At 65.5% G+C, this 21971-nt stretch carries 20 protein-coding genes; 13 read left to right on the forward strand and 7 right to left on the reverse strand.

Going from position 1 to position 21971, the window contains the following annotated elements:
• The first annotated feature begins 139 nt into the window (after window positions 1-139).
• A complete protein-coding gene (locus PQR54_RS00385) occupies window positions 140-1102 on the forward strand; it encodes a LysR family transcriptional regulator (protein ID WP_408243616.1) in 963 nt (320 codons plus the stop codon).
• 59 nt (window positions 1103-1161) lie between these two features.
• Here PQR54_RS00385 and PQR54_RS00390 read toward each other — a convergent pair whose 3' ends face one another.
• Together PQR54_RS00390 and PQR54_RS00395 are read right to left on the reverse strand one after the other, a co-directional pair.
• Window positions 1162-2916, reverse strand: a complete 1755-nt coding sequence (locus PQR54_RS00390; RefSeq protein WP_408243617.1) for an OmpA family protein — start codon at window positions 2914-2916, stop codon at window positions 1162-1164.
• A 189-nt stretch (window positions 2917-3105) separates the two neighbouring features.
• Window positions 3106-4746: a GMC family oxidoreductase gene (locus PQR54_RS00395; RefSeq protein WP_408243618.1), complete on the reverse strand. Its 1641-nt coding sequence runs from the start codon at window positions 4744-4746 to the stop codon at window positions 3106-3108.
• Between the two features lie 308 nt (window positions 4747-5054).
• On the opposite strand from PQR54_RS00395, the gene PQR54_RS00400 reads away from it, so the two are divergent.
• Window positions 5055-6740 (forward strand): isovaleryl-CoA dehydrogenase, encoded by a 1686-nt coding sequence (locus tag PQR54_RS00400; RefSeq protein WP_408243619.1) that lies wholly within the window; start codon window positions 5055-5057, stop codon window positions 6738-6740.
• 120 nt (window positions 6741-6860) lie between these two features.
• Window positions 6861-8279 carry a coniferyl aldehyde dehydrogenase gene (locus PQR54_RS00405; protein ID WP_408243620.1) on the forward strand — a complete coding sequence of 473 codons (1419 nt, stop codon included), beginning with the start codon at window positions 6861-6863 and terminating at the stop codon, window positions 8277-8279.
• A gap of 3 nt (window positions 8280-8282) precedes the next feature.
• On the opposite strand, the gene PQR54_RS00410 is transcribed toward PQR54_RS00405, so the two are convergent.
• The 5 genes from PQR54_RS00410 to fliE all read right to left on the reverse strand — a co-directional run bounded on the left by PQR54_RS00410 (window position 8283) and on the right by fliE (window position 11486).
• A complete protein-coding gene (locus tag PQR54_RS00410) occupies window positions 8283-8642 on the reverse strand; it encodes an EscU/YscU/HrcU family type III secretion system export apparatus switch protein (RefSeq protein WP_408243621.1) in 360 nt (119 codons plus the stop codon).
• Complete coding sequence (gene fliK, locus PQR54_RS00415) at window positions 8642-10084, reverse strand: flagellar hook-length control protein FliK (RefSeq protein ID WP_408243622.1); 1443 nt, start codon at window positions 10082-10084, stop codon at window positions 8642-8644. Before fliK ends, PQR54_RS00410 begins: the two co-directional genes overlap by 1 nt.
• 91 nt (window positions 10085-10175) lie before the next feature.
• Window positions 10176-10502, reverse strand: coding sequence for a flagellar protein FliT (locus PQR54_RS00420; protein ID WP_408243623.1), 327 nt, complete (start codon window positions 10500-10502; stop codon window positions 10176-10178).
• Complete coding sequence (fliS, locus tag PQR54_RS00425; RefSeq protein ID WP_007179925.1) at window positions 10499-10933, reverse strand: flagellar export chaperone FliS; 435 nt, start codon at window positions 10931-10933, stop codon at window positions 10499-10501. The genes PQR54_RS00420 and fliS overlap by 4 nt, the downstream gene beginning before the upstream one ends.
• Window positions 10934-11150: 217 nt before the next feature.
• On the reverse strand, window positions 11151-11486 hold the full coding sequence (gene fliE, locus PQR54_RS00430; RefSeq protein ID WP_012434685.1) for a flagellar hook-basal body complex protein FliE: 336 nt from the start codon (window positions 11484-11486) through the stop codon (window positions 11151-11153).
• Window positions 11487-11721: 235 nt separating this feature from the next.
• Here fliE and fliF point away from each other — a divergent pair, with 235 nt between their 5' ends.
• The 10 genes from fliF (at window position 11722) to fliO (ending at window position 21938) form a co-directional block, all read left to right on the forward strand.
• The gene (gene fliF, locus PQR54_RS00435; protein ID WP_408243624.1) at window positions 11722-13527 is read left to right on the forward strand and encodes a flagellar basal-body MS-ring/collar protein FliF; all 1806 of its coding nucleotides are present in this window, start codon (window positions 11722-11724) and stop codon (window positions 13525-13527) included.
• Window positions 13517-14512: a flagellar motor switch protein FliG gene (gene fliG, locus PQR54_RS00440; protein WP_007179928.1), complete on the forward strand. Its 996-nt coding sequence runs from the start codon at window positions 13517-13519 to the stop codon at window positions 14510-14512. Before fliF ends, fliG begins: the two co-directional genes overlap by 11 nt.
• A complete protein-coding gene (fliH, locus tag PQR54_RS00445; protein ID WP_408243625.1) occupies window positions 14499-15182 on the forward strand; it encodes a flagellar assembly protein FliH in 684 nt (227 codons plus the stop codon). Before fliG ends, fliH begins: the two co-directional genes overlap by 14 nt.
• Window positions 15176-16825 (forward strand): flagellar protein export ATPase FliI, encoded by a 1650-nt coding sequence (fliI, locus tag PQR54_RS00450; RefSeq protein WP_408243626.1) that lies wholly within the window; start codon window positions 15176-15178, stop codon window positions 16823-16825. The genes fliH and fliI overlap by 7 nt, the downstream gene beginning before the upstream one ends.
• Before the next feature lie 2 nt (window positions 16826-16827).
• On the forward strand, window positions 16828-17277 hold the full coding sequence (gene fliJ / locus PQR54_RS00455) for a flagellar export protein FliJ (RefSeq protein ID WP_408243627.1): 450 nt from the start codon (window positions 16828-16830) through the stop codon (window positions 17275-17277).
• A gap of 70 nt (window positions 17278-17347) precedes the next feature.
• The gene (locus tag PQR54_RS00460) at window positions 17348-18844 is read left to right on the forward strand and encodes a flagellar hook-length control protein FliK (protein WP_408243628.1); all 1497 of its coding nucleotides are present in this window, start codon (window positions 17348-17350) and stop codon (window positions 18842-18844) included.
• Between the two features lie 461 nt (window positions 18845-19305).
• A complete protein-coding gene (fliL, locus tag PQR54_RS00465) occupies window positions 19306-19806 on the forward strand; it encodes a flagellar basal body-associated protein FliL (RefSeq protein WP_134459078.1) in 501 nt (166 codons plus the stop codon).
• Window positions 19807-19871: 65 nt separating this feature from the next.
• Complete coding sequence (fliM, locus tag PQR54_RS00470; RefSeq protein ID WP_012434692.1) at window positions 19872-20870, forward strand: flagellar motor switch protein FliM; 999 nt, start codon at window positions 19872-19874, stop codon at window positions 20868-20870.
• Complete coding sequence (fliN, locus tag PQR54_RS00475; protein ID WP_116143716.1) at window positions 20863-21327, forward strand: flagellar motor switch protein FliN; 465 nt, start codon at window positions 20863-20865, stop codon at window positions 21325-21327. The genes fliM and fliN overlap by 8 nt, the downstream gene beginning before the upstream one ends.
• Window positions 21324-21938: a flagellar biosynthetic protein FliO gene (gene fliO / locus PQR54_RS00480; RefSeq protein ID WP_408243629.1), complete on the forward strand. Its 615-nt coding sequence runs from the start codon at window positions 21324-21326 to the stop codon at window positions 21936-21938. The genes fliN and fliO overlap by 4 nt, the downstream gene beginning before the upstream one ends.
• Window positions 21939-21971: the final 33 nt, after the last annotated feature.

The raw sequence follows: 21971 nt of genomic DNA on the forward strand, positions 1-21971 counted from the left end.
ATCCTCTGATGTTATTCCGCTTGCTGCCGGGCGCATCTTGAAAAGGCTGAGACATCTCTAGACCGGCACTCTGCAACATAAATATATTGACTTACAATCAGCCGAATCATTCCAATTTGGAATTCTGGAGCCTGAGATCGTGGAACTACGTGCGCTGCGGTATTTCGTCGAAGTGGTGCGTCAGCAGAGTTTCACCGTCGCGGCCGAGCAGATGTTCGTCACGCAGCCGACCATCAGCAAAATGGTCAAGTCGCTGGAAGATGAAATCGGCTCGCCGCTGTTGCTGCGCGACGGGCGCCAGATGGTGCTGACCGATGCCGGCCGGATCGTCTACCAGCGCGGCCAGGACGTGCTGGCGGCGCACGCGCAATTGCAGGCGGAACTGAACGATCTCGACACGCTCGGCCGCGGTCAACTTACCATCGGCATTCCGCCCATGGGCGGCTCGCTCTTCACGCCGGCCATCGCCCTGTTTCGCAAGCGCTATCCGAAAATCGAACTCAAGCTGTTCGAGCAGGGTTCACGCGCGATCGAGACGGCGCTGATCAACGGCGAATTGGATTTAGGCGGCGTGCTGCAGCCCGTCGATCCGGAAAATATCGACGTGCTGCCCATGACGCGTCAGTTGCTGTGGCTCGTCGCACGCACGGGCTCGAACTGGGACGATCTGCACGAGGTGCCGCTCGCGCAACTCGCCAACGAGCCTTTCGTGTTCTATGGCGAAAGTCTCGCTCTCAACGATGTCGTCTTGAACGCGTGCCGTACCGCCGGCTTTGCGCCGACCATCGTCGGACGCAGCGGGCATTGGGATTTCATGGCGGCGCTGGTGCTGGCCGGTGTCGGCATTGCGCTGTTGCCCGCGCCGTATTGCCGGCGTCTCGACCCGGCGCAGTTCACCTGCCGGCCGGTGGTGGAACCGGAGATTCCGTGGGAAATGGCGATCGGCTGGCGCCGCAATGGTTATCTGTCGCACGCCGCGCGCGCGTGGCTCGAAGTCGCGCGCGAGGCGCTGCCCGGCCAGGCCGCCGACGATTTCATGCTCGGGCCCGGCATCGGTGTGACCGGTATCACGACACCCTTCCCAGCACGACCCGCCGAGTGAAGCAATACCGCCCGGCGCAAACCGTGCGGCATGTCTTACGCGATGATTCCCACCCGCAGTTACTGCTGCGCGACGAACTCGATGCGGCGGTTGGCAAAGCGGCCGCTCGCCGTGTCGTTGCTCGCCACCGGACGCGCCTGGCCATAGCCTTGCGCCAACAGCGAATCAGCCGGTACGCCCGTCTTGATGAGGTAGGCGCGCACCGCATTGGCACGTTGCTTCGACAATTGCAGATTCGCCTGTTCGCCGCCGACGTTGTTCGAATAGCCCGCCACTTCCAGCCGCGCGGTCTTGCCGTTGCCCGCGCAGGCGTTCAGCACGCGCGCCGACTGTTTCAGATCATCCACCGCCGAAGCCGGCACATGCGCGCTCGCGCTCGCGAAGTTGATCACCTGCAGGTTCAGCACTTTGACCACGTCCGCTGCCGCGCACGAGCTTTCCGGCGTGAGCAGGTTCTTGATCGCGCTGCGGAAATTCTCGTTGGCATCGGCGACGGCGTGCGCGACGTCGAACGAACCGATCTGATACGACGTGCCGAGCAGCGATTTCAGCTTGTCGAGCCAGCCGAGCTTCTTGTCCGCGGCGGTGCCGCTCAGTTCGATGTGCGTGCCGGCCACTTTCACTTCCGCGCCGGGCAGCGACAGCAGCGGCAACAGGCTGTCGAAATGGGCCAGCCAGTCGGCCGGTTTCGTGGCCGGATCCACGGTGATGTTCGGCACGAAGTTGTATTGACCGAGGCGCTTGGTTAGCTCGTCCAACAGTTGCGTCTTTTCGGCTTCGCTGCCGACGGTGGCCGTCAACGTCGGTTTGCCGGCGGCGTCGACGGTGAAGCTGAGTTGGCTGTCTTGAGTGGGTACGATTGCGGCGGCCGGTTGCTGCGCGTCGCTTGCTGAACTGGCGGGCGTCGCGGCGCTGGCGGCAGTTGCCGACGCCGCCGCATCGCTGGCAGCTACCACAGCGGCTGAAGCCTGAACCGGCGCCAAAGCCGGTTGCGCGGTAACCGCCGCGTCGGCACTCTTGTGTGCGCCGACTCGGCCGGCGCTCTGCTCACCCTGGCAGCCACGCAAAAACAGAAACGCCAGCACCGCCGCGATTGCCGCAAGCAACCACCACAGCCACGTGTGCGAACGGCGCTCTTCGCGCACCACGGCGCCCGCGGGCACGTGGATGTTCGACAACGCGTCGGCCACCGGCTTGGCCGCGGGCGTCGGATGATCGATGTGCGATGAAACAGCCTTCAGTTGCGCCAGAATGTTGCCGGCAAACGCGCCGACGCCACCCAGACCGAGCGTGGCCATCAGGCGATCGTTCAGATAAGGCGCAATGACCGGCAGTTGATGGCCCAGCAGCGTGGGCAGTTGTCCTGCGTTGCCTTGACCTTCGAGACAATGCCGTTTCAGCAAACCGAGCAGCGTTGCTCCGACGATGCCCATCATGGCATGCGTGGCGTGCGCCGGCGCGCCGGTTTGCAAGGCGACTTCGTCGCTCAGCGCGTCGACGCGGCGGTCCAGTGTTCGTTCGAGCAACTGCCGCCCGGCCATTTCCAGTTGACTCAAGCAATTCGTGCTGCCGATCAGGCGCGGCAGTTGTTCGGCAATATGGCCGTTCACTTCGGGCGACAGAATTGTCGCGAAAAGCGAACGCGCACCGTCGAGCGTCGCGCCCTTTTGCATCAGACCGGCGACGAGCGCCGGCGCCGCGGCGGCCAGCACCTTTTGAGTCGCGTCCGCCGGCAGCCCGAAGCGCCCCGCTAGCTGCCGCACCACACCGTCCGTCATGGCGGACTGAATCAGTTGAATTGCGTTGATGCTCATCGCTTCGCTTCCTCGAGTTCCCGAACGCGCCACCTAGCGCGCTCCTTTTTGCGGCGCGATTATAGGTTTCGGGAAATCTCATAAACGAAGCAGCACAATTTATGACGAATTGGCAGACGTTCGCTCAAGTTGTCTCATATCTGGCGGCGAAATCTGACACATCACTGAAAGCTTAAGCGGTATTCGCCGTCATGCCGGCTCTGCCGATCGACGCATGTTCAGCGCCGCTTGCGACTCGTGACGGGCCGCCGCGATCAGATCGGCCGCACGCTCGCCGATCATCACTGTCGGCGAATTGGTGTTGCCGCCGATCAATGTGGGCATCACCGAAGCGTCGACGATCCGCAGCCCCGTGACGCCTCGCACCCGCAGTTGCGGATCGACCACAGAGCGCGCGTCGCCGCCCATCCGGCACGTGGCCACCGGGTGATAGATCGTGTCGGCATGCTCCGCGATCGTGCGGCGCAATTCCGCGTCCGACTGGCCAGGATGTGTGTACAACTCGCTGCCGCCATGCAGCGCGAGCGAGGGCGCATCGAGAATGCGCCGCGCCATCCGCGCGCCGTCCACCAGTAAGTCGAGATCGCGCGGGTCGCTGAAGAAACGTGGATCGATCACCGGCGCGGTTCGCGCGTCCGCGCTCGCGAGAGTCACGGTGCCGCGGCTGTGCGGCCGCAACACGCACACGTGCAACGAATAACCGTGGCCCCAATGCATGTGACGGTTGTGATCGTCGACGATCGCCGCGCAAAAATGCAGTTGCAGATCCGGTCGGTCGAGCGTCGGCCGGCTCTTCAGAAAACCGCCCGCCTCGGCGACATTGCTCGACAGCATGCCGCGCCCGTGGCGCATGAACGTGACGAACTGCGGCAGCATCCGCGCAATGCCGCGAATCGAAAAGCCGGTCGGCTCGATCGATGAAACCCGCTTGTTGATCGTGAAATCGATGTGGTCGATCAGGTTCTGGCCGACCTCCGGCGCGTCGTGCAGCACCGCAATACCGAGCGACTGCAGATGCGCCGCCGGTCCGATGCCCGAGCACATCAGCAGTTGCGGCGAATTGAAGGCGCCTGCCGCCAGCACCACCTCCGCGCGAGCTTCGAGCGTTTCCGTGCGGCCGCCGCGCGCGATCTCCACGCCACTCGCGCGCTTACCGTTGAAGGCGACGCGCAGCACCGTCGCGTCGGCGATCGTATGCAGGTTGGGACGCGCGCGGTCGTAGATATAAGCGCGCGCCACGCTGCAGCGGCGGCCGTCGCGCTGCGTCACCTGATAGAAGCCGATTCCTTCCTGATCCGCGCCGTTGAAGTCGCTATTCGGCTTGTAGCCGGCTTCCATCGCCGCCTGCACGAAGCGCCGTGAAAACGGATTCTGATAGCGCAGATCGGAGACGGTTAGCGGACCGCTGTCGCCATGCCATGCGTCCGCGCCGCGCTGGTTGCCTTCGGCGCGGCGGAAATACGGCAGCACGTCCGCCCACGACCAGCCTTCGCAGCCCAGTTCCGCCCATTCGTCGTAATCGAGCGGATGGCCGCGTGTGTAGATCATCGCGTTGATCGCACTCGATCCGCCGAAGCCACGCCCGCGCGGCTGATACCCTTGCCGTCCGCCGAGCCCCGGCTGCGGCGTGGTCAGATAACCGTAGTTGGTCTTGAGTTTGTGCGGCACCACGGCCGCCACGCCGACCGGCATGTTGACGAACAGATTGCGGTCCGTGTGCGGGCCGGCTTCGATCAGCGCGATCGTCGCGTCCGGGCAGCTATCCGCGAGACGGCTCGCCAGCGCGCAACCTCCCGAGCCTGCACCGACGATGATGTAGTCGTATTGCATCCGCTCCTCCTGATGGGCCGCGTTGCTCGCGGACCCTTGTCTCGTGCACACTTGTCTACGTGTGTTTCACCGGCATTGTAGGGAGCGTTCGGATAACGCGGCGGCTTCGTGCCAGAGCGATTCCTCTAAACGGAACGGCCGCCGCGCCCCTATGATGAAAGACGCGCAAACGCCCGCCGGGCGGCTGCGCCCGGCATTCAAACACGACGTTGCAGGCGCCGTCCTCTTAGCGTGCGGCATGACACGCGACGATCAAACAGCGCACCGCCGACCATCGTCGGCGAGCATGCGTTGAACGGAGACAGCAGATGGAACGGCACAGCTTCGGCCAGACTCACGAGGTGACCAATCAGGTTCCACCACTTGCGGACTACAACCTGTTTTCCAGCGACGCCGCGTTGTCCGCCGCCCTCGAACGTGACGGCGCCGGGTGGCGTCGCGGTGCGTTGCTGCAGCACGGCGCAGCGCTCACCACGCCCGAGACGCTGGCGCTAGCCGAACTGGCGAACCGTCACGAGCCTGAGCTTTTCACGCATAGTCCACGCGGCGAGCGCATCGACGCGCTGGAGTTTCATCCTTCGTGGCACACGCTGCTCTCGCTGCTACGCCGCGAAGGTCTGCACGCGCTGCCGTTTTCCGATCCGCAACGCGGCGCGATGGTGGCGCGCTGCGCCGGTTACTTCCTGCATGCGCAAATCGAATCCGGCTCGCTCTGCCCGCTGACGATGACGTTCGCGAGCATCCCCGTATTGCAACGCGAACCCGCGCTATTCGCCACATTGCGCGACAAGCTCTACGCGCGCGAGCACGATTCGCGCGACCTGCCGCTCAAGCAGAAAACTTCCGCGATGATCGGCATGGGCATGACCGAAAAACAAGGCGGCTCGGACGTGCGCAGCAATCAGACCCGCGCCTACGCCACCGCGGGCAGCGGTCGCGGCGGCGCCTACCGGCTCGTCGGCCACAAATGGTTTTTCTCCGCGCCGCAGTGCGACGCGCATCTGGTACTCGGCCGCACCGACGAACACGAAGGCCTCTCGTGCTTCTACGTGCCGCGCTTCGCGCCGGACGGCCGCAAAAACAACGTGCAGATCCAGCGCCTGAAAGACAAGCTCGGCAATCGCTCGAATGCGAGCAGCGAAGTCGAATTCCTCGACGCGTTCGGCATCATGATCGGTGACGAAGGACGCGGCGTGCCGACCATCATCGAAATGGCGAATTACACGCGGCTCGATTGCGTGATCGGCAGCGCGGCGCTGATGCGCGCTGCGCTCGTGCAGGCGATTCACCATGCGCGTCATCGCAGTGCGTTTGGCCGGCATCTCTCCGATCAGCCGCTGATGCGCAACGTGCTCGCTGATCTCGCTCTGGAATCGGAAGCGGCAACGGTGCTGTTCATGCGCCTCGCGCGCGCTTTCGAAGAATCCACCGACGCCGCCTCCACGTCGCTGGCCGAGCGCGCGTGGCGCCGCATCGTCACGCCCGCGGCGAAGTACTGGGTCTGCAAACGCGCGCTGGAATTCACCGGCGAGGCGATGGAGGTCTGGGGCGGAAACGGCTACGTCGAAACCGGTCCGATGGCGCGCTTCTATCGGGAAGCGCCAGTGAATTCGATCTGGGAAGGTTCCGGCAACGTAATGTGCCTCGACGTGCTACGCGCGATGGAGCGCGAGCCGGAAGCGGCGCAGGCGCTGTTCGCCGCGTGGCAAGCGGACGCGCAAGCGCATCCGGCATTGAGCGCCGCGCTCGGCAAGCTTGCCGCCACGCTCAACGGACCGGCCGAGCATCGCGAAGCATCGGCGCGGCGGATCGCGCAGCAAGTCGTGCTGATCGCGCAGGCCACCTTGCTGCTCAAACACGCGCCCGCCGAAGTGGCCGAGGCGTTCATCGCCACGCGCCTTGGCGATGGCTGCGGCGCAAGCGGCCGTGTATATGGCACGCTGCCGGCCACGTTCGATCACGCGGCGATCATCGAAAGAGCGTTTCCCGCTTAACGTTCAGCAAGCATGCTTCCAGCACGCACGCTTCACGCCAAGCAGCGGAAAAGCAGCATAAGCAAATCCAAAAAAAGCGCGACTCGACGCGCAACGCAATCCATCAGGGAGTGGACATACATGAAGAACGATCTGCCGGAAGTCGCCGCGCTCGAAGCGCTGCTGCGCGAGCAGCGCCACGCCTATTTACGCGCGCCGTATCCGTCGTGGGAGACACGCGCCGCGCATCTGAAAGCGCTGCGCAAAGTCATGCTCGACAATCGCGACGCACTCGCCGATGCAATGAACGCCGACTTCGGCAATCGCGCGAAACAGGAAGTGCTGCTCGCGGAATTCCTGCTGGTGAAGGAGGAAATCGACGGCGCGCTGCGGCATGGCAAGCGCTGGATGAAATCGCAGCGCCGCAGCACCAACAAATGGCTGCTGCCGGCGCGCGCGAAAGTCGTACCGCAGCCGCTCGGCGTGGTCGGCATCATCGTGCCGTGGAATTATCCGGTGCTGCTCGCCGTTGGCCCGCTCATCAGCGCATTGACCGCCGGCAATCGCGCGATCATCAAAATGTCCGAACTGACGCCGCGCACTTCGGCGCTATTCGAGCAGTTGATCGGCCAGACTTTCGCGCGCGATCACGTTGCGGTGGTGAACGGCGACGCCGCGCTCGCCGCCGCCTTCAGCGCGCAGCCCTTCGACCACCTGCTGTTCACCGGCTCGACCAAGGTCGGTCACGAAGTGATGCGCGCCGCCGCCGAACATCTAACGCCGGTCACGCTCGAACTGGGCGGCAAGTCGCCGGCCATCATCGGCGCGCATGCGCGTTTCGACAACGCGGTGGACAACCTCGTCGCCGGCAAGACGCTCAACGCGGGGCAAACCTGTATAGCGCCGGACTACGTGCTGGTGCCGCGCGGCAAGGAGCAGGCGTTCGTCGAACGGGCGCGTGCGCGAATGGCGAAGATGTACCCGAACTTCGCCGGCAACCCGGACTACACCTCGATCATTTCGGCGCGCCACTTCGCGCGGCTGGAGCGTCTCGCCGACGAAGCCCAGGCCGCCGGCGCGCAACTGCATGCGCTCACCGACAGTTCGCCCGATGCAACGAGCCGCCGCTTCCCGCTGATCGCCGTCACCAACGCGCCGGACGAATGCGCGCTGATGCAGGAGGAAATCTTCGGACCGCTGCTGCCTATCGTGTCCTACGACACGCTCGACGACGCGATCGCGTGGATCAACGCCCGGCCGCGCCCTCTCGCGCTGTATCTCTACGCCGACGACACCGCCACCATCGAACGCGTGACGCACGAAACCATCGCCGGCGGGATGGCGATCAACGAAACGCTGATGCATCTGGCGTGCGAAAGCCTGCCGTTCGGCGGAGTCGGGGCGAGCGGAATGGGCGCGTATCACGGCTACGAAGGCTTCGTGACGTTCTCGAAGATGAAGCCGGTGTTGACGCAGGCGCGTCTGAACGCGCGCGGCTGGATTTCGCCGCCGTACGGCAAACGGGTGAACGCGCTGCTGAAACTGATGATGCGGTTCTGACGCTCAGCGCGTCGCCGGCCCGCCTTCGATTTCGGTGGCCACCACGTCGATGACATCCTGCGCGTCGGCGTTCGCGGCCGGCGGCGGCTCGTTCTCGGCGCCGCTTTCCAGCCGATGCAGCCACGCGAGCATCTCCGCCACCGCCTGATAAAGCTGCGGCGGAATGCGCGCGTCGAGATCCACCTGCATCAACAGCGAGACCATTTCGGGCGCTTCGTGCACGTACAGGCCGGCTTCCTTGGCCCGCTGCACGATCATCTCGGCCAGCATGCCGTAGCCTTTGGCGATCACGCGCGGCGCGGGATCCTTGCCTTGGGCGTCGTAGACGAGCGCGGCCGCGCTGCGGCGATGTTTGCGGCTCATCACATATCCCAATCGAAATCGTCGAGCGGCGTGGCCGCGGTGCGACGGCGCACGCCCGCGGTCCGGTTCGTTGCCGAGCCGGCCGCGCTGTTTGCACCGCCCGCATCTGCCGAACCGGCCGCCGAAGCCGACCGCGCATACGCCGACGCCGCCGCCTGAGCGGCCGCCGCGCCCGCGGCATTCGCGGCAGTGGCGGGCGCGCCGCCGCCGATCTCGCGAATCGTCAAGCCATTCAACTGGATGCCCGCCGCCGCGAGCCGCTGGCGGAAGCTCTCACCCTGCATCGCAAGACGCGCGGCGCCGCCGGGACTCGCCTGCACGCGCGCGACGAGCCGCGTGCCGGTCAGCGTCAGTTCCGCGTCGACGGTGCCGAGCGTCGGCAGCGACAGCGTCAGGCGCGTGCGCCACGGCTGGTCGTCCTCGCTTGCCGTGCCGCCGCCGCTGCGGTCCCATTCGTCGCCTTCCTGCTCGATGGTCCAGTCGAGCTTGGCGCCCGGCCATGCTTCGCCGGTCCAGCGGAACTGCCCGGTCGCGAGCAGATCGAGCTGCTGACGCACCAACGGCACGGTCGCGGGATGAACCGCCGCCGCCATCGACTGCGAATTCTGCGAGGCGCCGCCGTCGACGGTTTGCGCCGTCGCGCTGTGCAAGCTCGCATGCGCGGGCTGGCCGTTCAGGTCGGACAGGGAACTGGCCAGCACTTCGCCGGCCACGAAACGCGCGGCTTGCGCGTTGGGGATCGAAGGCATCCCGCGAGCGGCGGCGCCGGCGTCTTGCGCGCCACCGTTCGACGGGCCATTCGGCGCCGCGCCCATGCCCTGCCGGACGGGTGGATTGGCGGGCGACGCGTCGCCGCCGTCGTTCGCCCAGTCGAGCGGCAATTGCGCGGCAGCGGCGACGAGTTTGTTTTGCGCCTCGCCGGCGAGCGAAGCGGGCGAACGCTGACCCGCCAGCCATTGCGCGAGATGCGCCTCATAAAAGAGGCCGCTATCGCCGACGGTCTGTTCGAGCGCGGCGGCGAGCGCCGCGACCGGCACCTGGGCCGCCGCGACATTGGCGGTGGCCGCGGTGGCAGCGGCATTCGGATTGGCGGTGGATGCAGTGGAAGCCGTTGCGGCTGCGGACGTGTCGAACAGCGGCAACCCGCCGACGTCGATATCGAGCGCGGGCGCGGCCGGCCAGATCGGCGTCTGGCCGATCACGGCGGGCGTCGCCTCGCCGCCCGAGCGCACGATCGCATTGAGCGTCAGCGCGACGGCGGACAGCGCGGTCTGGGCGGAAGGCTGCGGCGCGGGCGTCTCGGTGAGCGCCGGCATGGTCGGCGCGGTTTCGACGCCCGCCGTGCCGGCCTGCGAAGCAGCCGCACTGCCTGGCGCGATATTGAGCAGACTATCGATCCGGCTCGCGAGCACCGAAGCGACAGTCGTGTCGATCCCGTTCATGCCGATTCCTTGGTCACATTGGCGGCGTCGCGCTCAAATAAAGTCAGTCAGCCGGATGGATAGAGGCGCCTCTGAACGCGCGCGGCGCAACTCAGCGCGCTCCGTACAGCTCCTTGAGCACGCGCGTCGGCCGTCCGGCGAACAGCGCGGACAGATTGGCCATGCGCGGATTCGCCAGATCGCGGATCGCGGCGTCGTCGGCGAGAATCTGGCGGATCAACGCGTACTTGCGCAGACGCTCCGCCTCGTCGAGCTTCACGCCCGTTTCGGCGTCTTTCAACGCGTCCACCAGATGGCGGTATTCCTCTTGCAGGTGGACCAGATCGTTCCACAGCGCGCGCCGGGCAGCTATCAGCATGCGGCAGGAAATCGCTGCAATCGCCTCGTAACGGGCGAAGTATTCTGCGTTCGATGTCATCTCATGCTTTCCGCGGCGGGCTGGGCTGCCATCCGCGCGATCTCCGGGGCAATCCCGATCCATGCCTCTTCGAGTGTGGCCAGAAGACCATCCACCTCGACCAGCATCGCCTCGCTTTGTTTTATGTTGGCTTCGAGCAGCCGGCGCGACATATAGCTATACAGCGCGTTCAACCGCTCCGCAATCTCACCGCCCGCCTCGAGGTTGAGCGATTGCTGCAGCCCGCTTTCGACGATCTGAATCGCCTTGCCGATCGCCTCTCCGCGAGCCGGCACATTGCCCTGCTGCAAATGCATGCGCGCCTGCGCGATCGCTTGCCTTGCGCCCTGATACAACATCACGATCAGACGATGCGGACTCGCGCCCATCACCCCTGTCTCGACGCCGACGCGTGCGTACGCATTGGCTCCAGAGTGTCCTGGGGAAAACATCGGCGCTCCTCCTCTCTTGCACTGCGGTTGGTCGTGGCACCCCATCCGGGCACGTTGCCGCACCCCGATGTCTGCCTGTACCTGGTTATCGGAAAGGCAGCGGGAAAGCTTTAGGCCAGCGTAAGGAGGATTAAGGGGCCAAATGGCGCAGCCTTCGAGAGCCGCACGGCGTGCACGCGTTCGGGCGGGCGGAACAGCCTTGCCGCCCGAGCCGCGTTCACACCGACATCTGCATGATGTCGTTATAGGCGGACACCAGCTTGTTGCGCACCTGCAGGCCGAACTGGAAGCCCACGTTGGCCTTCTGCATGTCGACCATCACGTCGTTCAGCGACACGTTCGACGAGCCGAGTTCGAACGCCTGCGATTCGCCGACCGCCTTGGTCTGATCGCCGCTGATCTTGTCCAGCGAGGCTTTCAGCGCCGACGCAAAACCGGTGGGCGTCGCCGCGCCGGACGTGTCAGCGACCGTATTGCTGCCGCCGGCCGCTTGCGCCGCCATCGACTGCATCTGTTGCAGCGCCGACGAAAGCGCGTTCACGGGGAAAGTCATGTTTTCTCCAGGGAAGGACGACCGGCATGCCAAACCGTACCGATCTGGACGAAAGCATAGCAGCGGGCCATACGGGAAAGCCCCGAAACTAGGGGGGAAACCCGGCTCTATTCAAGCAATCGGGTTGAGCCGCGCTGCGGATAATTTCAAGGGTGAAAGTCTCTGTCCGTACGCCCGCCGACCCTCGGTGCGGTAGCGGGCAGAACGCAAAAGGCATCCCGGAGAAACCCGACGCATGGATTCGTCAGCCAACTCTTTGATCAACCCCGACGCCCGCATGGGCCTCGCCGGCGCGCAGCCAGGCGCCGGTGCGGCCGGTGCCGGCCAGGCCGGCGGGGCAGCAGACCTCGGCGGCCTGGGGAGCAACCTCGGCGGCAACTTCGGTCAGCGCCTGTCCGGCCTCGCGCAGATGCGCGGCAACCCGCGCGCTCCGCTGATCTTCGCGGTGGCGCTGCTGGTCGCCGTGGTGGCGGGGCTGTTCCTGTGGTCGCGCGCGCCGGACTACAAGGTGCTCTACAGCAACCTGTCGGACCGCGACGGCGGCGCCATCATCACGGCGCTGCAGGCCGCCAACATCCCCTATAAGTTCTCCGACGCCGGCGGCGCGATCCTCGTACCGGCCGAACAGGTGCATGAGATGCGTCTGCGTCTGGCCTCGCAAGGCTTGCCCAAAAGCGGCTCCGTCGGCTTCGAACTGATGGACAACCAGAAGTTCGGCATCAGCCAGTTCGCCGAGCAGATCAACTATCAGCGCGCGCTGGAAGGCGAACTGGAGCGCACGGTCGAGTCGATTTCGTCGGTGAAGTCGGCGCGCGTGCATCTGGCGATTCCAAAGCCGTCCGTGTTCGTGCGCGACAAGGAAGCGCCGTCCGCCTCCGTGCTGGTGAACCTCTACCCCGGCCGCGCGCTCGACGAAGGCCAGGTGCTGGCGATCACGCATATGGTGTCATCGGCGGTGCCGGATATGCCGGTGAAGGGCGTGACCATCCTCGATCAGGACGGCAACCTGTTGACGCAGCCTTCCACCGGCAGCGGCCTCGACGCCTCGCAACTGAAGTACCGCCAGCAGATCGAGCGCAGCACCCAGCAGCGCATCGACGCGATCCTCGCGCCCCTGTTCGGCTCGGGCAACGCGCATTCGCAGGTCAGCGCCGACATCGACTTCTCGCACAGCGAGCAGACTTCGGAAAACTACGGCCCCAACGGCAACCCGCAACAGGCGGCGATCCGCAGCCAGCAATCGAGCACCGCCACGGAAATGTCGCAAGGCGCGGCCTCGGGCGTGCCGGGCGCGCTGTCGAACCAGCCGCCGCAGCCCGCGTCGGCGCCGATCAATGCGCCCAACGGCGCGAGCAGCGCGACGAGCACGCCGGTCAGCGACCGCAAGGACTCGACCACCAACTACGAACTCGACAAGACGGTGCGCCATCTCGAACAACCGATGGGCGGCATCAAGCGTCTGTCGGTGGCGGTGGTGGTGAATTATCTGCGCGTGGTCGACGGCAAGGGCCACGCCACGATGCAGCCGGTCACCGCCGACAAGCTCGCGCAGGTCAACCAGCTGGTGAAGGACGCGATGGGCTTCGACCAGGCGCGCGGCGACTCGGTGAACGTGGTCAACAGCCCGTTCAGCACCGAAGTCGATCCGAACGCCGACCTGCCGTGGTGGCGCACGCCGGACATGATCGCGCTCGCCAAGCAGATCGCCACCTATCTCGGCATCGGCGCGGTCGCCCTGTTCCTCTACTTCGTGATGGTGAAGCCGGCGCTGCGCCGCGCTTTCCCGCCGCCGGAGCCGGCCGCCGTCGCGGCGCTGGCGTCGCCGGACGAGCCGATCCTGCTGGATGGCATTCCCGCCGCCGAGCGCGCGGGTGTGGGCGGAAGCTCGGTCGCCGAACTGGAAACCGACAGCGAACTGCTCGCGCTCGAAAGCTCCAAGCACAAATATGAGCGGAACCTGGAATTCGCGCGCAACATCGCGCGCCAGGATCCGAAGATCGTTGCAACCGTCGTGAAAAATTGGGTGTCCGATGAGCGCTGAAGGCGTAATGAAGAGCGCGCTCCTGCTGATGTCGATCGGCGAGGAAGAAGCCGCGCAGGTGTTCAAGTTCCTCGGGCCGCGCGAAGTCCAGAAGATCGGCGTCGCGATGGCCGCATTGAAGAGCGTGACCCGCGAGCAGGTCGACGAAGTCCTGCAGGAGTTCGTGCGCGAGGCCGAGCAGCACACCGGCATGTCGCTGGATTCGAACGAGTACATCCGTTCGGTGCTGACCAAGGCGCTCGGCGACGACAAGGCCGGCGCGATCATCGACCGCATTCTGCAAGGCAGCGATACCAGCGGTATCGAAGGCCTCAAGTGGATGGATTCCGCGGCCGTCGCCGAACTCATCAAGAACGAGCATCCGCAGATCATCGCGACGATTCTCGTGCACCTAGACCGCGATCAGGCGTCGGAAATCGTCGCCTGCTTCACGGAACGGCTGCGCAACGACGTGCTGCTGCGGATCGCGACGCTCGACGGCATCCAGCCGGCCGCGCTGCGCGAACTCGACGACGTGCTGACCGGCCTGCTGTCCGGCAGCGACAACCTCAAGCGCAGCCCGATGGGCGGCATCCGCACGGCGGCGGAAATTCTCAACTTCATGTCGAGCAATCATGAAGAAGGCGTCATCGAGAACGTTCGCCAGTACGACGCGGAACTTGCGCAGAAGATCATTGATCAGATGTTTGTGTTCGAAAACCTGCTCGATCTGGAAGACCGCGCGATCCAGCTGTTGCTGAAGGAAGTCGAGTCCGAGGCGTTGATCATCTCGCTGAAGGGCGCGCCGCCCGCGCTGCGCCAGAAGTTCCTGTCGAACATGTCGCAGCGTGCCGCCGAACTGCTCGCCGAAGACCTCGACGCGCGCGGTCCGGTGCGCGTCTCCGAAGTCGAGACGCAGCAACGCCGCATCCTGCAGATCGTGCGCAACCTGGCCGAAGGCGGCCAGATCGTTCTAGGCGGCAAGGCCGAAGATGCATATGTCTGATCAGAACTCCGCAGCGAAGGAACGCCTCTCGGCCTACCAGCGCTGGGAGATGGCCTCGTTCGATCCGGTGCCGCCGGCGCCGCCCGAACCCGAAGTCGACGACGGCGCTTTCGAAGCCGAACTCGAACGCCTGCGCGACGCCGCTCATGCACAGGGCATCGCGTCCGGCCACGTGGCCGGTCAGGCGCTCGGCTATCAGGCCGGGTACGACCAGGGCCACGCGCAGGGTTTCGAACAAGGCCAGGCCGAAGCGCGCGAAGAAGCCGCGCGGCTCGCTGCGCTGGCCGAAACCTTCAAGGCCGCGCTCGATGGCGCTCAAGGCGCGATCTCCGAAACGCTGGTTGCGCTCGCGCTCGACATCGCGCAACAGGTGGTGCGCCAGCACGTGCAGCACGACCCGACCGCACTGATCGCCGCCGCGCGTGAGGTGCTGGCCGCCGAGCCGACGCTGGTCGGCGCGCCGGCCTTGATCGTGAGTCCCGCCGATCTGCCGGTTGTCGAAGCCTATCTGATGGAAGAACTGCAAACGCGCGGCTGGACCGTGCGCACCGATCCGGCGGTGGAGCGCGGCGGCTGCCGCGCGCAAGCCAACACCGGTGAAGTGGACGCGGGCATCGACACGCGCTGGGAGCGCGTGGCCGCCGCGCTCGGCAAGGTGAGCACATGGTGAAGCCGACGCTCGAAGAGATCCGCGCCAGCGACCTGACGCCGCTCGAACGCGAACTGGCGCTCGCGTCGTTCGGCGCTGAAGCGCTCGCGGAAGAGCCGGCTGCGGTGACACCCGCCGCGGCCGCGGTCGCGGCAATCGAAGCCGCGTTGCGCGATCCGGCGCATGCCCATCCGGCGACGGGCGCCGCCGCGAGCCGCGATGCCGCCGCCGCGAGCCCTGCTTCTGCCGCTACTGCTCACCCGCCCTACGATCCCGCGCTCGACAGCAATCCACACATGCAAGCCTGGCGCGGCCGCCTCGACGCGCTACGCGCGCGCAACGCGATCGCCAAGCCGATGCGCGCCTGCGGACGTCTGACGCGCGCGGCCGGTCTGGTGCTCGAAGCCGTGGGCCTGCGTTTGTCCGTGGGCGCCGAAGTGATGATCGAACTGCCGCAAGGCAGTTCGCTGCCGATGGCCGAAGCCGAAGTGGTCGGCTTCTCCGGCGACAAGCTGTTTCTGATGCCGACCACCGAAGTGATCGGCCTCCTCCCCGGCGCGCGCGTTTTTCCGCTCGAAAGCGCGCCGATCGCCGATCCGATGGCGGGCGCCAAACGTCTGCCGGTCGGCTGGGAATTGCTCGGCCGCGTGCTGGACGCGTCCGGCCGTCCGCTGGACGGACTCGGCCCGCTCGGCGCGCATGCCGACGCCCCGCTGTCCGCGCCGGTCATCAATCCGCTGAACCGTGAGCCGATTCACAAGGTGCTCGACGTCGGCGTGCGCGCGATCAACGCGTTGTTGACCGTCGGCCGTGGCCAGCGCATGGGACTTTTCGCCGGCTCGGGCGTCGGTAAATCGGTGCTGCTCGGCACGATGGCGCGCTACACCAGCGCCGAAGTGATCGTGATCGGCCTGATCGGCGAACGCGGTCGCGAAGTGAAGGAATTCATCGAACAGATTCTCGGCGAGGAAGGCCTGGCCCGTTCCGTGGTGATCGCCGCGCCGGCCGACGTATCGCCGCTGCTGCGCATGCAGGCCGCCTCGTATTCGACGTCGCTTGCTGAATATTTCCGCGACCAGGGCAAGCACGTGCTGCTGCTGATGGACTCGCTGACTCGTTACGCGATGGCGCAGCGCGAGATCGCGCTGGCCGTGGGCGAGCCGCCCGCCACCAAGGGCTATCCACCTTCCGTGTTCGCCAAGCTGCCGGCGCTCGTCGAGCGGACCGGCAACGGCCCGGCGGGCGGCGGCTCGATCACCGCGTTCTACACGGTGCTGACCGAAGGCGACGACCAGCAGGATCCGATCGCCGACTCCGCGCGGGCGATTCTGGACGGCCACATCGTGCTGTCGCGCTCGCTGGCTGAAGCCGGCCACTATCCGGCCATCGACATCGAAGCGTCGATTAGCCGGGCAATGACCGCGTTGATCGACGATAACCATCTGGACAAGACGCGTATGTTCAAGCAGATGCTGTCGCGCTATCAGCGCAACCGCGATCTGATCAACGTCGGCGCGTATTCGAGCGGGCGCGACGCGCTGCTCGACCGCGCGATTGCGCTGTATCCGCGGATGGAAGCATTTTTGCAGCAAGGTTTTCGCGAGTGCGCGAACTTTGAACCGAGTCTCGAGATGCTGGACGCGCTGTTTGCCCAAGGAGGCTGACGATGGCGAAACACTTTCCGATCAAGACACTTATCGGCCTGGCTCAGGACGATGTGGACGCCGCCGCGCAACGTCTGGGCCGCGCGCAGCGCGAGCGCAACGACGTGCAGTCGCAGCTCGACGCCCTCGTCCAGTACCGCGACGAATATCACGCGCGCTTCACCGCGACTGCCCAGACCGGCATGCCCGCGGGCAACATGCGCAATTTCCAGGCATTCATCGACACGCTCGACGCCGCCATCGAGCAGCAGCGCAACCTGCTGGTGACGGCCAACGCGCGCGTCGAGGCCGCCAAGCCCGACTGGCAGCGTCAGAAGCAGAAGCTGGGCTCGTACGAAGTGCTGCAGGCGCGCGGCGAAGCCGCCGAAGCCAGGACCACGGCGCGGCGCGATCAGCGCGACGCCGACGAACACGCCGCCCGGATTCTGCGGATGCGCGCCGAAGGCGCGTGACGTGCGTCGGGCGCATGAGCGCCGACTCGATTGACTGAACACCTCGTTTGACCGATTGACAGGATTCCCTATGTCGCTTCTTTCACAGATCGGCTCGCTGCTCGGCTCCGCCAGCAGCACGTCCAGCAGCGCGGCCATGGCCGCTGCGGCGAACGCCAAACCGTTCTCGCAAACCTTGCAGCAGAGCATCGACCAGCAGAACAGCGCGGCTGCGCTGAGCGCGAGCCAGCAGCAGGCTGCGGCTGCAGCTGCGGCGTCTTCTGGATCGCAGTCTTCGTCGAGCGTGCACGACGCGCCGCCGCCGGCCGACCCCGCGCCGAAAAGCGCGGACGACGCCAGCAGCAAGGACACGAGCAAGCCGACGAACTCGGCTTCGTCCACGGCTTCGTCGGGCGATACGCAACAGGCTTCGACCGACAAGACGAACGCCGCGCCGGCGAAAACCGGCAACACGGCGAGCCAGACCGACGCCGGCACGGCGGCGGCAGCCGCTGCCGCTCAAGCGCAGGCTCAAGCACAAGCTCAAGCCGACGCGAACAATGCCAACACGCCGACAGCCACTGACCCGACCACGGCTTTGACCGACGCCGCGACCGCGCTGCCCGGCACGACCACGGACGCCACGACTGGCGGCACGCCGGGCAAGAAAACCGCCGCCACCGATCCGAAGTCATTGCAAGACGCGTTGCAGGCAGCGCTGGCCGCGTTGGCGAACGGCCAAAGCGTTCCCGCGCAGGCGTTGGCGAGTGGCGCGGCCGCGAACGCCGCGACCTCGGCAAACGGCTTGAACGGTACGAACGCTGGACTGAATGGCACTGCCGACGGCAAGACGTTGGCGGCCGGCCTGTTTGGCGACGGCAAGGGATCGACTGCATCGAAAGCCGCGATGACGACGGCGGCGACGACCGTGGCCGACCCATCAGCGGCCGCAAAAGCAGCGGCTGACGCATTGACGGCAACGGCAGCCGGCAGCGCGCAAGCCGACGATCTGGCGTCCTTCAAGAGCGCTGCGGATGCGGCGACAGCGGCGCTAGCCGCCTCGCAAGCCGCCGCGAGCGCAGCGAGCACGACGGCGGCCGTCCAGACCACGGGCAATGCCGGCGCGGCGGAAGCAGCGAATACGTTATCACCGCAGGTAGGCACGACTGACTGGGAAGACGCGTTGAGCCAGAAGGTGGTGTTCCTGTCGAACGCACATTCACAGAGCGCCGAGCTCACCTTGAATCCGAAGGATCTGGGACCGCTACAGGTTGTCTTGCAGGTTGCCGATAACCATGCACATGCGTTGTTCGTCTCGCAGCACCAGTCCGTGCGGGAAGCCGTCGAAGCCGCGCTGCCGAAGTTACGCGAGGCGATGGAATCCAACGGCATTGGGTTAGGAAGCGCGAGCGTCAGCGACGGCTTTGCGCGCCAGAGCGGCCAGCAGCAGAGCGCCGACTCCGGCCGTTCCGGCGGCCGCTCGAGCGGTGGGAGCGGATCGTTTGGCGGCGGCAGTACGGACGCGATCGACACGACGGTCAACGTCCCGGTACGCCGCACGGTAGGCCTGGTCGACACGTTCGCGTGATGTTCACACCTAGGCTTGCGTTCGCCGCGCCTAGGCGAGCACAAGCCGCACCTTGATTTGAGATCGGCGCCCACCAAAGGGCGCCGATTTGCGTCTAGCGATGGGGAGAGCAACCGCGACGGCGCGCGAAGCGCCGCCGGAAGAATGACTGCTTTGTCACATACGCGGAGTGTGCGAGGGCACGGATTCCAGATGTACCACAAGCGGGACTGTGCGAGGGACCCGCTTATGAGCTAGCGGTGTGAAGCGGCTTTCTTTGCCTACTTTCTTTGCCGCGGCAAAGAAAGTAGGTGCCGCCCCGCACAGGGGCAGCGCTAATAGACCACGAGCAAATCAAGCAAAGGCCAAAGAAGCAAAAACAAGAGATAACCAACAATCCCCCTTCTTTTCGGCCCATCGCGCAGCGACCAAATCAACAACAATCACCATCACCAGCACTAAAGGCAAGCAAAGCGAACCAAATGGCAACCACGACCGCACCTCAACAAGCCGCGCCGGCGTCCCCCGGCCCGATGAAGCGCATCATCCTGATCGTGCTGATTGCGATCATTGCCGCGGGCGCAGCAGGCGCGGGCGTCTGGTTCTTCATGTCGAAGCGGGCCCCGGCCGCTACCTCGGCTGAAGCAGCCCCGCCGCCAGCCCCAGCACCGCTATTCTTCCCGCTGGAATCAATGACCGTGAATCTGCAATCGGACGACGGCCAACAGCACTTCCTGCGCATCGGCCTGACGCTAAAACTCACCGACGCAAAAACCCAGCAAGAGCTGACCGACCACATGCCCGAAGTGCGCAGCCGCATCCTGCTCGCCCTATCGAACAAGCACCCTGACGAACTCGCGCCGCTCGAAGGCAAGCGCGCCCTCGCCACGGAACTGCGCACGCTGATCGAGCAGCCGACCGACAAGGGCGCCGCACCGATCCACGTCCAGGACGTGCTGTTCACCGAATTCGTCGTGCAGTGACGTCGAACGTGACGTTAATCAGCGCTGCCATCATCAACCGCCACGGGACGCACGAGGAATAAGGAATGGGCCACGAAGAGTTCATGTCCCAGGAGGAGGTCGATGCCCTCCTCAAGGGCGTAACCGGCGAAACCGACTCGGAAGCCGAGCAAAGCGACCGTGTAGGCGTACGGCCCTACAACATCGCGACGCAGGAACGCATCGTCCGCGGCCGGATGCCCGGCCTCGAAATCATCAACGACCGTTTCGCGCGCCTGTTGCGCGTCGGCATTTTCAACTTCATGCGGCGCTCGGCGGAAATCTCCGTCGGCCCGGTGAAGGTGCAGAAGTACAGCGAATTCACCCGCAACCTGCCGATCCCGACCAACCTGAACCTGGTCCACGTGAAGCCGTTGCGCGGCACCTCGCTGTTCGTGTTCGATCCGAACCTGGTGTTCTTCGTGGTCGATAACCTGTTCGGCGGCGACGGGCGTTTCCATACCCGCGTCGAAGGGCGCGACTTCACGCAGACCGAGCAGCGCATCATCAACAAGCTGCTGAACCTGGTGTTCGACAACTACACGGCGTCGTGGAAAAGCGTGCGTCCGCTGCAGTTCGAATACGTGCGCTCGGAAATGCACACGCAGTTCGCCAATGTGGCGACGCCGAACGAAATCGTCATCGTCACGCAGTTCTCGATCGAGTTCGGCACGACGGGCGGCACGCTGCATATCTGCATGCCGTACTCGATGATCGAACCGATCCGCGACATTCTCTCGTCGCCGATCCAGGGCGAGGCGCTCGAAGTCGACCGCCGCTGGGTCCGCGTGCTGTCGCAGCAGGTGCAGGCAGCAGAAGTGGAACTGACCGCCGACCTCGCGCAGGTGCCGGTCACGTTCGAACAGATTCTGAACATGCGCAAAGGCGATGTTCTGCCGATCAACATCCCCGAACACATCACGGCGAAAGTCGACGGTGTGCCGGTGATGGAGTGCGGCTACGGAATTTTCAATGGTCAGTATGCGTTGCGGGTCCAGAAGATGATCAGCGCAGCCGAAACGATGAAGGAAGGTGGATATGAGTGACCTGAACGCAAAGACTGAGGCCGAGCTGGCCGCTGCCGCGCCGCAATTTGCCGCCGACGCAGCCGCTGCCGAAGACGAAGCGGCGATGGCCGACTGGGCCAGCGCGCTCGCCGAGCAGAACGACAATTCCGAAGTCAGCGCGACGACGGCCGGCGTGTTCCAGCCGCTGTCGAAAGTCGAGCCGACCACGACGCGCAACGACATCGACATGATCCTGGACATTCCTGTTCAGATGACCGTCGAGCTCGGCCGCACCAAGATCGCGATCCGCAACCTGCTGCAACTCGCGCAGGGTTCGGTGGTGGAACTGGACGGCATGGCCGGCGAACCGATGGACGTGCTGGTGAACGGCTGTCTGATCGCGCAGGGCGAAGTGGTGGTGGTGAACGACAAGTTCGGTATCCGTCTGACCGACATCATCACGCCGTCCGAACGTATCCGGAAATTGAATCGATGAATCGCGTTGCCGGTCGCGCCGTGTCGCGCACTGTTCTGATTCGCGCTGCACGGGCGGCGGACGTCGTGGCTGCGGCCTTATGGACGTCGGCTTCGCTGGTCACGCTGCTCGCAACGTCCGTTGCCCAGGCAGCAGACATGAACGCGGTCAACAACGCGGCGAAGATCGCCTCGGGCGTCGGCGCGGGTTCTGCTGTTCCGGCGCTCGGCGTCGGCGCGGTATTGCAAACCATCGTCGGGCTGCTGGTCGTGATCGGTCTGGTGTTCGGTTGCGCGTGGCTCGCTCGCCGCTTCGGCTTGCAGCCGGCGAACCGCGGCGGTCTCGTGAAGACCATCGGCGGCGCCTCGCTCGGCGGCAAGGAGCGGGTCGCGGTGGTCGAGATCGGCGATACGTGGCTCGTGCTCGGCACGGCGCCCGGCAATGTCCGTCTGCTTCACACGATGCCGGCAGGTTCGGCCGCCGTCGATCCGCTCGGCGCCGCGCAAGCCGGTCCCGCAAGCGCGCCTGCTACTGGCACCGCACTGCCGGGCACCTTCGGCCAACGCTTTCGCGACGCTTTAAAAGGCGAAGTGGGCAAACGTTTCAACGGGCAAGGCGGCGGGGTTCGGTAATGCAGTTCAGTCTCTCTTTAGCGCGTCACGCGC

The sequence above is a fragment of the Paraburkholderia phytofirmans genome (assembly GCF_046028095.1).
In the GTDB taxonomy this organism is placed as follows: domain Bacteria; phylum Pseudomonadota; class Gammaproteobacteria; order Burkholderiales; family Burkholderiaceae; genus Paraburkholderia; species Paraburkholderia phytofirmans_A.

Coding starts and splice junctions, on each gene's coding strand:
- PQR54_RS00390 (WP_408243617.1), bottom strand. CDS start 2,916: ATGAGCATCAACGCAATTCAACTGATTCAGTCCGCCATGACGGACGGT.
- PQR54_RS00395 (WP_408243618.1), bottom strand. CDS start 4,746: ATGCAATACGACTACATCATCGTCGGTGCAGGCTCGGGAGGTTGCGCG.
- PQR54_RS00400 (WP_408243619.1), top strand. CDS start 5,055: ATGGAACGGCACAGCTTCGGCCAGACTCACGAGGTGACCAATCAGGTT.
- PQR54_RS00405 (WP_408243620.1), top strand. CDS start 6,861: ATGAAGAACGATCTGCCGGAAGTCGCCGCGCTCGAAGCGCTGCTGCGC.
- PQR54_RS00410 (WP_408243621.1), bottom strand. CDS start 8,642: ATGAGCCGCAAACATCGCCGCAGCGCGGCCGCGCTCGTCTACGACGCC.
- fliK (WP_408243622.1), bottom strand. CDS start 10,084: ATGAACGGGATCGACACGACTGTCGCTTCGGTGCTCGCGAGCCGGATC.
- PQR54_RS00420 (WP_408243623.1), bottom strand. CDS start 10,502: ATGACATCGAACGCAGAATACTTCGCCCGTTACGAGGCGATTGCAGCG.
- fliS (WP_007179925.1), bottom strand. CDS start 10,933: ATGTTTTCCCCAGGACACTCTGGAGCCAATGCGTACGCACGCGTCGGC.
- fliE (WP_012434685.1), bottom strand. CDS start 11,486: ATGACTTTCCCCGTGAACGCGCTTTCGTCGGCGCTGCAACAGATGCAG.
- fliF (WP_408243624.1), top strand. CDS start 11,722: ATGGATTCGTCAGCCAACTCTTTGATCAACCCCGACGCCCGCATGGGC.
- fliG (WP_007179928.1), top strand. CDS start 13,517: ATGAGCGCTGAAGGCGTAATGAAGAGCGCGCTCCTGCTGATGTCGATC.
- fliH (WP_408243625.1), top strand. CDS start 14,499: ATGCATATGTCTGATCAGAACTCCGCAGCGAAGGAACGCCTCTCGGCC.
- fliI (WP_408243626.1), top strand. CDS start 15,176: ATGGTGAAGCCGACGCTCGAAGAGATCCGCGCCAGCGACCTGACGCCG.
- fliJ (WP_408243627.1), top strand. CDS start 16,828: ATGGCGAAACACTTTCCGATCAAGACACTTATCGGCCTGGCTCAGGAC.
- PQR54_RS00460 (WP_408243628.1), top strand. CDS start 17,348: ATGTCGCTTCTTTCACAGATCGGCTCGCTGCTCGGCTCCGCCAGCAGC.
- fliL (WP_134459078.1), top strand. CDS start 19,306: ATGGCAACCACGACCGCACCTCAACAAGCCGCGCCGGCGTCCCCCGGC.
- fliM (WP_012434692.1), top strand. CDS start 19,872: ATGGGCCACGAAGAGTTCATGTCCCAGGAGGAGGTCGATGCCCTCCTC.
- fliN (WP_116143716.1), top strand. CDS start 20,863: ATGAGTGACCTGAACGCAAAGACTGAGGCCGAGCTGGCCGCTGCCGCG.
- fliO (WP_408243629.1), top strand. CDS start 21,324: ATGAATCGCGTTGCCGGTCGCGCCGTGTCGCGCACTGTTCTGATTCGC.